Source organism: Paracoccus marcusii (assembly GCF_006151785.1).
In the GTDB taxonomy this organism is placed as follows: domain Bacteria; phylum Pseudomonadota; class Alphaproteobacteria; order Rhodobacterales; family Rhodobacteraceae; genus Paracoccus; species Paracoccus marcusii.
Window position 1 is genome coordinate 1 of record NZ_VDDD01000122.1, and the last position, 10,070, is coordinate 10,070.

At 67.0% G+C, this 10,070-nt stretch carries 10 protein-coding genes; 7 read left to right on the forward strand and 3 right to left on the reverse strand.

The genetic code is table 11. The features are described 5' to 3' along the window. From FHD68_RS15315 to FHD68_RS15325, 3 genes are all read right to left on the reverse strand, one after another. Nucleotides 1-666 (reverse strand): MATE family efflux transporter (locus FHD68_RS15315; RefSeq protein WP_244297882.1); only part of this gene is annotated, 666 nt, incomplete at its 3' end. Further along, entirely contained in the window at nucleotides 663-1,163 is a 501-nt protein-coding gene (locus tag FHD68_RS15320; protein ID WP_042247551.1) for a PaaI family thioesterase, read from the reverse strand. The genes FHD68_RS15315 and FHD68_RS15320, both read right to left, overlap by 4 nt. Before the next feature lie 2 nt (nucleotides 1,164-1,165). Continuing rightward, a complete protein-coding gene (locus tag FHD68_RS15325) occupies nucleotides 1,166-1,591 on the reverse strand; it encodes a PaaI family thioesterase (RefSeq protein WP_045981990.1) in 426 nt (141 codons plus the stop codon). A 162-nt stretch (nucleotides 1,592-1,753) separates the two neighbouring features. Between FHD68_RS15325 and FHD68_RS15330 the strand changes: the two genes are divergently transcribed. From FHD68_RS15330 to FHD68_RS15360, 7 genes are all read left to right on the forward strand, one after another. Next, a complete protein-coding gene (locus FHD68_RS15330) occupies nucleotides 1,754-2,101 on the forward strand; it encodes a MerR family transcriptional regulator (protein ID WP_206692757.1) in 348 nt (115 codons plus the stop codon). Nucleotides 2,102-2,207: 106 nt separating this feature from the next. After that, a complete protein-coding gene (locus FHD68_RS15335; protein WP_045981991.1) occupies nucleotides 2,208-2,600 on the forward strand; it encodes a MerR family transcriptional regulator in 393 nt (130 codons plus the stop codon). 11 nt (nucleotides 2,601-2,611) lie between these two features. Further along, nucleotides 2,612-4,390 carry an acyl-CoA dehydrogenase C-terminal domain-containing protein gene (locus FHD68_RS15340; RefSeq protein ID WP_127899038.1) on the forward strand — a complete coding sequence of 593 codons (1,779 nt, stop codon included), beginning with the start codon at nucleotides 2,612-2,614 and terminating at the stop codon, nucleotides 4,388-4,390. Nucleotides 4,391-4,662: 272 nt separating this feature from the next. After that, the gene (locus tag FHD68_RS15345) at nucleotides 4,663-5,304 is read left to right on the forward strand and encodes a glutathione S-transferase family protein (RefSeq protein ID WP_127899039.1); all 642 of its coding nucleotides are present in this window, start codon (nucleotides 4,663-4,665) and stop codon (nucleotides 5,302-5,304) included. Further along, nucleotides 5,301-6,512 carry an acetyl-CoA C-acetyltransferase gene (locus FHD68_RS15350; RefSeq protein ID WP_127899040.1) on the forward strand — a complete coding sequence of 404 codons (1,212 nt, stop codon included), beginning with the start codon at nucleotides 5,301-5,303 and terminating at the stop codon, nucleotides 6,510-6,512. Before FHD68_RS15345 ends, FHD68_RS15350 begins: the two co-directional genes overlap by 4 nt. Nucleotides 6,513-6,523: 11 nt before the next feature. Continuing rightward, nucleotides 6,524-8,695, forward strand: coding sequence for a 3-hydroxyacyl-CoA dehydrogenase NAD-binding domain-containing protein (locus tag FHD68_RS15355; protein ID WP_127899041.1), 2,172 nt, complete (start codon nucleotides 6,524-6,526; stop codon nucleotides 8,693-8,695). A gap of 167 nt (nucleotides 8,696-8,862) precedes the next feature. After that, nucleotides 8,863-10,047 carry a toxic anion resistance protein gene (locus FHD68_RS15360; protein ID WP_127899042.1) on the forward strand — a complete coding sequence of 395 codons (1,185 nt, stop codon included), beginning with the start codon at nucleotides 8,863-8,865 and terminating at the stop codon, nucleotides 10,045-10,047. Nucleotides 10,048-10,070: the final 23 nt, after the last annotated feature.

Sequence of the window (10,070 nt, forward strand, 5' to 3'; positions counted from 1 at the left end):
CGCCCACAGCCCCGCCGCGCGGCGCGCCTGTCCCAGCACGTGCCGCGCCAGCCACAGGCCCAGCGCCACGCCGGACAGCTCCGCGACCAGCGTGGCCCAGGCGACGCCCGCCACGCCCAGCCCCAGGCCCAGCACGAACCACACATCCAGCGCGACGTTCAGCCCGTTCTGCAACAGCTGCAGCGCCAGCACCGCACGGGTGCGTTCGACCGCGATCAGCCAGCCGGTGATCGCATACAATCCGATGGTCGCAGGCGCCCCCCAGATGCGGATCGCCAGATAGTCGCGGGCCAGCGCCTCGACCGCATCCGAGGCCGGGGCCAGCCGGAAGGCCGCCCAGAAGATCGGCGCCTGCAGCGCGATGAAGACCAGCCCGGCTGCGGCGGCGATGGCCAGCGCGCGCAGCAGGTGGGCGCCGACCTCGGGCTGGTCGCCCGCGCCATGGGCCTGCGCCACCAGACCGGACGTGCCCATGCGCAGGAACCCGAACACCCAATAGATCGAGGTCAGGATGATCGCGCCGATCCCCACCGCGCCGATGGCCTGCGGCTGGCCCAGCTGACCCACCACACCGGTGTCGACCAGCCCCAGCAACGGCACCGTCAGGTTGGACAGCACGATGGGCACCGCGATCTGCAGCACCCGGCGGTGGGTCAGCAGGCTCAAGGCTGCGGCATCAGGAAGTGACCGGTGGCCTGGGCGATCAGGCGGGCGCGGTTGTCCTGCCACGCCTCGACATGGACGGACGCATAGCGCCGTCCCGATCGCACGACGCGGGCGCGGGCATAGGCGTCGCGCGGCAGGCCCGAGCGCAGGTAGTCGACGGTGAAATCAATGGTCTTGGGCAGCCGCGGCAGGCTGTCTGGAACGGCCGCGTCGGGGGCGATGCGGCCTGATTCCAGATCCTCCCACATCGCGGCCCAGCCCAGCTCGATGATCGCCGTGACCTCCAGGAAGGCCGCGGTGACCCCGCCATGGATCGCAGGCAGCATCGGGTTGCCGATCAGCTTGTCGTCATAGGGCAGGATCGCGGTCAGTTCGTCCCCGCGCCGGTCGAAGCGGATGCCCAGCCAGGTCATGTAGGGCACGCCGGTGACCATCGCCGCCAGGGCCGAATCGCGGCGCGACTTGATCTGGTGCAGGGGTTCGTTGCGGTCGCCCATGATCACCGCTCCGCCGTGAAGGCGCCGGTGGCGGCGGCGACGGGATTGGCCTCGTCCTCGTCCAGGGCCACGGCGCGCAGGAAGGCCACGCTGCGGGTCATGTGATAGCATTCGGCCCGCGCGGTGATGCGCTGCCCCGGCGTCGCGGCCCGCATGTAGTCGATGCGCAGGTCGATCGTCGCGGTCGATCGCGGGTTCGTCGGATGCGCCATCACCGCCGCCCCGCAGCAGGTGTCCATCAGCGCCGAGACGACACCCCCGTGGATCACCCCGGTGCGCGGATCGCCGACCAGGTGTTCGGCCCAGGGCATGCTGATCGTGGCGCGGCCCGCGCCTATCTCCTCGACCCGCATGCCCAGGGCGCGCGCATGGGGGATCGCCTCGATGAACTGCTGGGCGATGCGGGCGTGATCGTCGGGATCGGTCATGGGGCGTCCTTCTTTGCGCGAGGGGTAGCGTCCGGTCGGGACCCGGATCAAGCCCCGGCGCGCGATTCGGTTGAGAAAGGATGCGGCTGCGCTTAGGTTGACGCCAAGGGAAATCTTCCAGGGAGGTGCCGGGTGACCGAAGACCGCATCAGCTTCAAGGACATGTGCGCACGGTTCGAGGTGACGCCCCGCACGCTGCGCTATTACGAATACATCGAACTGCTGCAGCCCCGAAAGGAAGGCCGCGCCCGGTTCTATGGCCCGCGCGAGGTCGCGCGCATGACCCTGATCCTGCGCGGGCGGCGCTTCGGCTTCAGCCTGGAGGAGATCCGCCAATGGCTGCAGATCTATGACAAGAAGGGCTCTCGCGAGCAGTACCAGGTCTGGATCGACATGGCCGACCGCCAGCTGGCCGTGCTGGACGGTCAGATCGCCGACCTGACGGCGGCGCGGGCGGACCTGGACCAGCTGCGCCAGACCACCGTGGCCGAACTGGCCAAGATGGGCTGACGCGGCGGCACGCGCCCTTGTGACGCCGCGTCCTGCTTACGTTCGCGTCAACTTGGGCCTATGTTCAGGGAAGGACGGAAAGCCGGTTTGAGGAGGAGCCGCACCCATGTCCGAAGATCTGATGACCATCCGCCAGATGTGCGACGCCTTTGACGTGACCCCGCGCACGCTGCGGTTCTACGAGGCACGAGAGCTGATCTTTCCCCAGCGCCGCGGCCAGCACCGGTTGTATGACCGGCGCGACCGGGCCCGGCTGATCCTGATCCTGCGCGGCAAGCGCTTCGGGTTCAGCCTGGAACAGATCCGCCAGCTGCTGCAGCTGTACGAACCCGGCGGCACGAACCGCGCGCAGATCGCGGCCACGATCGATGTCGGCCGCGACCGCCTGGCGGACATGGAACGGCAATATGCCGAACTGAGCGAGGCGATCGCCGACCTTCGCCAGCAGATCTCGGATGCCGAGGGCCGGCTTTCCGCAGCCCCCACAGAACAGCCGTAAAGGATCCCGACATGCCTTCGTACACGCCCCCGATCCGCGACCTGCAGTTCGTCCTGCACGACGTTCTGAAGCTGTCGCAATCCGACCTGCCCGGCCATGACGAGTTGGCCCCCGACTTTACCGAGGCCGTGCTGGAAGCCGCCGGCAAGCTGTCCGCCGAGGTGCTGGCGCCCCTGAACCTGTCCGGCGACCAGGAGGGCTGCGTTCTGGAGAATGGCGTCGTCCGCACGCCCAAGGGCTTCCGCGAGGCGTTCGAGCAGGTCAAGGAGGGCGGCTGGACCGCGCTGGACTGCGACCCCGAATACGGTGGCCAGGGCATGCCCTACACCATGGGCGTGGCCACCGGAGAGATGTTCGTGTCGGCCAACATGGCCTTCAACATGTACCAGGGCCTGACCCACGGCGCCTATTCCGCGATCCACGCCCACGGCACCGACGACCAGAAGCAGACCTATCTGCCCAAGATGGTCAGCTGCGACTGGACCGGCACGATGAACCTGACGGAACCGCATTGCGGCACCGATCTGGGCCTCTTGCGCACCAAGGCCGAACCCCAGGAGGACGGAAGCTACCTGATCACGGGCCAGAAGATCTTCATCTCGGCCGGCGATCACGACATGGCCGAGAACGTCGTCCACCTGGTCCTGGCCAAGGCGCCCGGCGGCGGCGAGGGCACCAAGGGCATCAGCCTGTTCATCGTCCCGAAGTTCCTGGTGAACGCGGACGGCTCTCTGGGCGATCGCAACGGCGTGTCGGTGGGCGCGCTGGAGCACAAGATGGGCATCCACGGCAACGCGACCTGCGTGATGAACTATGACGGCGCGAAAGGCTGGCTGCTGGGCGATCTGCACAAGGGCATGCGCGCCATGTTCACCATGATGAACGAGGCGCGTCTGGGCGTGGGCCTGCAGGGCTATGCCGCGGCGGTACCCGCCTATCAGAACGCTCTGGCCTATGCCAAGGACCGCCTGCAGGGCCGTGCGGTGACCGGCGCGCAGAATCCGCAGGGCGCCGCCGATCCGCTGATCGTGCATCCCGACATCCGCCGCAGCCTGCTGGACCAGAAGAGCTTCATCGAGGGGGCCCGCGCGCTCGCGCTGTGGGGCGCGCATCTGATCGACCGCGGCCACCTGGCCGGCGACAAGGACGCCGAGGGGCTGGTGTCGCTGATGACCCCGGTCATCAAGGGCTTCCTGACCGACAAGGGCTTCGAGGCGACAGTGCTGGCCCAGCAGGTCTTCGGTGGCCACGGCTATGTCGAGGAATGGGGCATGAGCCAGTTCGTCCGCGATGCCCGCATCACCATGATCTACGAAGGTGCGAATGGCGTGCAGGCGCTGGACCTGGTCGGCCGCAAGCTGGCCCAGGATGGCGGCAAGCATGTGATGGCCTTCTTCGACATGGTCAAATCGTTCTGCAAGGAACAGTCCGGCAATCAGGCACTGGCGGCCGACTTCATCGAACCGCTGAAGGCCGCGTCCAAGGACCTGCAGGCGGCGTCCATGTTCTTCATGGAACGCGGCATGAAGAACCCGAACGATGCGTTGTCGGGCAGCTACGACTTCATGCATCTGTTTGGTCACGTGACCCTTGGTTACATGTGGGCCCGGATGGCGGTCGCCGCACAGGCGGCGCTGGATACAGGCACCGCCGACCCGGCGTTCCACAAGACCAAGCTGGCAACCGGCCGCTACTACATGAAACGGCAGCTGCCGATGACCGCCACGCATCTGGCCCGCATCCAGTCCGGAGCAGCCACGGTGATGGAGCTGGAGGCAGAAGCCTTCTGATCCGACATCAAGGGCGGAGAGGTCGCATTGGGTATTTTTGCAAAGAAGAAGCAGGATGCGCCCCGACCTCTCCCGATTGTTGTCGGGTCAGGCGTTGTCGGCCCACAGGCCGGGGCGACTTCTCCTTTGGCGGTCATCGGCTCCCCAGTCTGTACCGCAGGACCAGACTAATGCCGCTCAGTTGAAGAAGTGGTTAACGCCGCTTCTTCTTTGTCCAAATACCCCATGGGGGGTCCGGGGGGCGCGCAGCCCCCCGGCGTCGAGGAGGAAAGATGACCGCGCAACTCTGGTGCTTTGGCGAATCCGGAAACGCCTACAAACCGGCCCTGACGATGCAAGTGGCGGGTTATGACTGGCAGCCCGTCTATGTCGATTTCTTCAACGGAGAGGGGCGCAGCCCCGCATTTCGGACGCTGAACCCGATGGGCGAGGTCCCGGTGTTCCGTGAGGGCGATGTGACCCTGACCCAATCGGCCGTCATCCAGCTGCACGTCGCGGAACGCACCGGCAGGTTCATGGGCAGCGACCGCAACGAGACGCTGCGCTGGCTGATGTTCGACAACCACAAGGTCTCGGGCCAGGCGGGACCGGCGCGGTTCCTGTTGAACTTCCTGCCCGCGGACAAGCGGCCGGCAGGGGCCGCGGAGTACCTGCAGGGGCGGCTGAAAGGGGCCTATCATGTGCTGGACGCGCATCTGGCGGACCGCGACTGGGTCGCACCCGGCGGCCCGACCATCGCCGATTTCGCGCTGTGCGGTTACCTATACTATCCCGAGCCCTTCGGATTCGACCGCAGGGATTGGCCCCATATCGATCGCTGGCTGGACGGCATCGCCGCCCTGCCCGGCTGGAAACACCCCTATGATCTGATGCCCGGCAACCCATCCGACCGGGCGCCCAAGGAGGACACATGACCGACGCATTCATCTATGACGCCGCCCGCACGCCGCGCGGCAAGGGCCGCCCCGATGGCAGCCTGCACGAGGTCACCTCGCTGGCGCTGTCGGCGCGCCTGTTGAACGCCGTCAAGGACCGCAACGGGCTAGAAGGCCACGCGGTCGAGGACGTGATCTGGGGCAATGTGACCCAGGTCAAGGAACAGGGCGGCTGCCTGGCGCGCAGCGCCGTGCTGGCATCGGACCTGGACCAGAGCATTCCCGGCCTGTCGATCAACCGCTTCTGCGCGTCTGGCATGGAGGCCGTGAACCTGGCCGCCAACCAGATCAAGGGCGGCGCGGGCCAGGCCTATATCGCCGGCGGGGTAGAGATGATGGGCCGCGTTGCCATGGGCAGCGACGGGGCGGCCATCGCGGTCGATCCGGGACTGGCCATGCGGTCGTACTTTGTACCGCAGGGGATCAGCGCCGACATCATCGCGACCGAATACGGCTTCAGCCGCGCGGATGCCGATGCGCTGGCGCTGGAAAGCCAGCGCCGCGCGGCGCAGGCCTGGGCCGACAACCGCTTTGCCAAATCCATCGTCCCGGTGCTGGACCAGAACGGCCTGACCATCCTGGACCGCGACGAATACATGCGCCCCGGCACCACGGCGGACGATCTGGCCAAGCTGCGCCCGGCCTTCAAGGAGATGGGCGAGATGATGCCCGGCTTCGACAAGGTCGCGATGCTGAAATACCCGCACCTGACCCATGTCGATCACATCCACCACGCCGGCAACAGCAGCGGCATCGTCGACGGCGCCGCCGCCGTGCTGATCGGCAATGCGGAATTCGGGCAGGCCCATGGCCTGAAGCCCCGCGCGCGCATCCGCGCCACCGCCAAGATCGGCACCGACCCCACGATCATGCTGACCGGCCCGGTTCCCGTGACCGAGAAGATCCTGAAGGACAGCGGCCTGTCCATCGGCGACATCGACCTGTTCGAGGTGAACGAAGCCTTCGCATCCGTGGTGCTGCGCTTCATGCAGGCCTTCGACGTGGACCATTCCAAGGTCAACGTGAACGGCGGCGCCATCGCCATGGGCCACCCCTTGGGCGCGACCGGCGCGATCATCATCGGCACCCTGCTGGACGAGCTTGAGCGGCAGGACAAGACCATGGGTCTGGCGACCCTGTGCATCGCGTCCGGCATGGGCGCGGCCACCATCATCGAACGCGTGTGAGGAGCCCGGACATGACCGATTTCACGATGGAAAAAGGCGCCGACGGCGTCGCGGTGATCACCTGGGACGTGCCGGGCAAATCGATGAACGTGCTGTCGATGGACGGCGCGACCGCCCTGAACGGGCTGATCGACGACGCGCTGGCCGACGATGCCGTCAAGGGCATCGTCATCACCAGCGGCAAGAAGGACTTTGCCGCCGGGATGGACCTGAAAGTCATCGCGGGCATGAAGGACGCGAACGGCGCGCAGGGCGTGTTCGACGGCGTGATGACGCTGCACCACCTGCTGCGCAAGATCGAGCTGGCCGGCATGGACCCCAAGACCAAGAAGGGCGGCAAGCCGATCGCCAGCGCCCTGCCCGGCACCGCGCTTGGCATCGGGCTGGAGTTGCCGCTGGCGACGCATCGCATCTTTGCAGCCGACAATGCCAAGGCCAAGATCGGCCTGCCCGAGATCATGGTCGGCATCTTTCCCGGCGCCGGCGGCACCACCCGCCTGACGCGCAAGCTGGGCGCCATGATGGCCGCACCCTTCCTGCTGGAAGGCAAGCTGTCGGACCCCAAAAAGGCGAAATCGGCCGGGCTGATCGACGAGGTCGTCGAGGACCCGCTGGCCGCCGCAAAGGCCTGGGTGCTGGAAGCCAAGGAGGCCGACCTGGTCAAGCCGTGGGATGCCAAGGGCTACAAGATGCCGGGCGGAGAGCCGTTCCACCCGGCGGGTTTCATGACCTTCGTGGGCGCCTCCGCGATGGTGCATGGGAAGACGATGGGCGTCTATCCGGCGGCCAAGGCGCTGCTGTCGGCGGTCTATGAGGGGTCGATGGTGCCGTTTGACCAGGCGCTGAAGATCGAGGCGCGCTGGTTCACCAACGTGCTGATGAACCCTTCGTCTACCGCGATGATCCGCAGCCTGTTCATCAACAAGGAAGCGCTGGAGAAGGGCGCGAACCGCCCCGAGGCCCCGGACCAGACCGTCCGCAAGGTGGGCATCCTGGGCGCGGGCATGATGGGCGCGGGCATTGCCTATGTCAGCGCCATGGCCGGGATCGAGGTCGTGCTGATCGACGCGGCCCAGGACAGCGCCGACCGCGGCAAGGCCTATTCCACGGGCCTTCTGGACAAGGCCATCAGCCGCAAGAAGGCGACCGAGGAGAAGAAGGCCCAGGTGCTGGACCGCATCACCGCCACCACGGATTACGCCGCCCTGCAGGGCTGCGATCTGATCGTCGAGGCGGTCTTCGAGGACCCGTCGGTCAAGGCCGAGGTGACGAAGAAGGCCGAGGCCGTGATCCCGCAGGACGCGATCTTTGCCACCAACACCTCGACCCTGCCGATCAGCGATCTGGCGCGTGCCAGCGCGCGCCCCGAACAGTTCATCGGCATCCACTTCTTCAGCCCGGTCGATAAGATGCTGCTGGTCGAGATCATCAAGGGCCGCGAAACCGGTCCCGTGGCGGTCGCAAAGGCGCTGGATTTCGTGCGCCAGATCCGCAAGACCCCCATCGTCGTGAATGACGAACGGTTCTTCTATGCCAACCGCTGCATCATCCCCTATATCAACGAAGGCATCCGCATGGTGGCCGAGGGCGTGAACCCCACGCTGGTGGAAAACGCCGCCAAGATGATGGGCATGCCCCTGGGTCCGCTGCAGCTGGTCGACGAGACCTCGATCGACCTGGGCGTCAAGATTGCCAAGGCGACCAAGGCCGCGATGGGCGACGCCTATCCCGACGGCGCAGTCGACGACGTGCTGTTCTGGATGGCCGACCAGGGCAGGATGGGCCGCAAGGGCGGCGCGGGCTTCTATGCCTATGAGGACGGCAAGCGGCAGGGCCTGTGGGAGGGTCTGGACGCGCAGTACCCGCGCAGCGCCGATCAGCCCGACCTGCACGAGATCCAGCACCGCCTGATGTTCGCCCAGAGCCTGGAGGCCGTGCGTGCGCTGGAGGACGGCGTGCTGGAGGACATCCGCGAAGGCGATGTGGGCGCCATCCTGGGCTGGGGCTTTGCGCCCTGGTCGGGCGGTCCCTTCGGCTGGCTGGACATCCTGGGCGCGCAGAAGGCGGTCGAGATCTGCGACCGGCTGGAGGCCGCGCATGGTGCCCGCTTCAAGGCGCCGCAGATGCTGCGCGACATGGCCGCCAAGGGTGACAGCTTCTACGGGCGCAAGGCCGCGGCCTGACACCCCCGGATGGGCCGCGCTTGTGGCCCATCCGCACCACCCGCTGTGTCCGCCCTGCCATGTGACGAAACTTTCCGGTCTGGCCGTCGTTGAAGCCGCGGAAATTAGTCATATGCTGCGACAACGGAACCGCCCGACGGGCGGATGGCCGACAAGGGGACATGCCGATGAGTGACGAGACGAAACGCCGCGCCGAAGCTGCCCAGGCCCAGATCGAGGCGATCGCCTCGGCCCCGCTGCCCGAGCCTGCTCCTGCGGCGCAGTCCCTGTCCGATGCCGACCCCGCCGTCCAGGCCCATATCCGCGCCCGCATGGCCGAGATCGACCTGAAGGACAGCAATTCCATCCTCCGCTTCGGCACCCGTGCTCAGGCCGATCTGCAGCAGATCAGCCAGTCCATGCTGGCCGATGTCAAGGCCAAAGAGGTCGGCCCGGCCGGCGACAGCCTGCGCGAGGTCGTGACCACGATCCGCGGATTCTCGACCAGCGAGCTGGACATGCGCCGCAGCCGCAGTTGGTGGGAAAAGCTTTTGGGCCGGTCGGCGCCCTTTGCCAAGTTCGTGGCGAATTACGAACAGGTCCAGACCCAGATCGACCGCATCACGGCCGAGCTGGAGGGGCACGAGCAGAAGCTGCTCAAGGACATCAAGTCGCTGGACATCCTGTATGACCGCACGCTGACCTTCTATGACGAGCTGGCCCTGTACATCGCCGCCGGCACCGAAAAGCTGGCCGAGCTGGATCGAGAGACGATCCCCGCCAAGGAGGCCGAACTGGCCGCAAAGGCGCAGCCCGACCAGGTGATCGAGGCGCAGGAGCTGCGCGACCTGCGCACCCTGCGCGACGACCTGGAACGCCGCGTCCACGACCTGAAGCTGACGCGCCAGGTGACGATGCAGTCGCTGCCCTCCATCCGGCTGGTGCAGGAAAACGACAAGTCGCTGGTCACCAAGATCAACTCGACCCTGGTGAACACGGTGCCCCTGTGGGAGACACAGCTGGCCCAGGCCGTCACCATCCAGCGCAGCGCCGAGGCCGCCCGCGCGGTCAAGGAGGCCAACGACCTGACCAACGAGCTGCTGACGCGCAACGCCGACAACCTGCGTCAGGCGAACGCCCAGATCCGGGCCGAGACGGAACGCGGCGTCTTTGACATCAAGGCGGTACAGACCGCCAACGCCCAGCTGATCGCCACGATCGAGGACAGCCTGCGCATCGCCGACGAAGGTCGCTCGCGGCGCGCCTCGGCCGAGACCGAACTGGTGCGGATGGAGGCCGAACTGCGCGATGCGCTGGCGGCGGCATCCTCGCGGCAGCCTGCGGCCGTCACCGGCCCCGGCGGGCGGCGCTGATGCGGCGCCTGGCTGCCCCCGCC

What these genes read in the sequence shown, in the direction of transcription:
- FHD68_RS15345 (WP_127899039.1), top strand. Translation starts at nt 4,663, where the DNA reads ATGACCGCGCAACTCTGGTGCTTTGGCGAATCCGGAAACGCCTACAAA.
- FHD68_RS15340 (WP_127899038.1), top strand. Translation starts at nt 2,612, where the DNA reads ATGCCTTCGTACACGCCCCCGATCCGCGACCTGCAGTTCGTCCTGCAC.
- FHD68_RS15360 (WP_127899042.1), top strand. Translation starts at nt 8,863, where the DNA reads ATGAGTGACGAGACGAAACGCCGCGCCGAAGCTGCCCAGGCCCAGATC.
- FHD68_RS15335 (WP_045981991.1), top strand. Translation starts at nt 2,208, where the DNA reads ATGTCCGAAGATCTGATGACCATCCGCCAGATGTGCGACGCCTTTGAC.
- FHD68_RS15330 (WP_206692757.1), top strand. Translation starts at nt 1,754, where the DNA reads ATGTGCGCACGGTTCGAGGTGACGCCCCGCACGCTGCGCTATTACGAA.
- FHD68_RS15325 (WP_045981990.1), bottom strand. Translation starts at nt 1,591, where the DNA reads ATGACCGATCCCGACGATCACGCCCGCATCGCCCAGCAGTTCATCGAG.
- FHD68_RS15350 (WP_127899040.1), top strand. Translation starts at nt 5,301, where the DNA reads ATGACCGACGCATTCATCTATGACGCCGCCCGCACGCCGCGCGGCAAG.
- FHD68_RS15320 (WP_042247551.1), bottom strand. Translation starts at nt 1,163, where the DNA reads ATGGGCGACCGCAACGAACCCCTGCACCAGATCAAGTCGCGCCGCGAT.
- FHD68_RS15355 (WP_127899041.1), top strand. Translation starts at nt 6,524, where the DNA reads ATGACCGATTTCACGATGGAAAAAGGCGCCGACGGCGTCGCGGTGATC.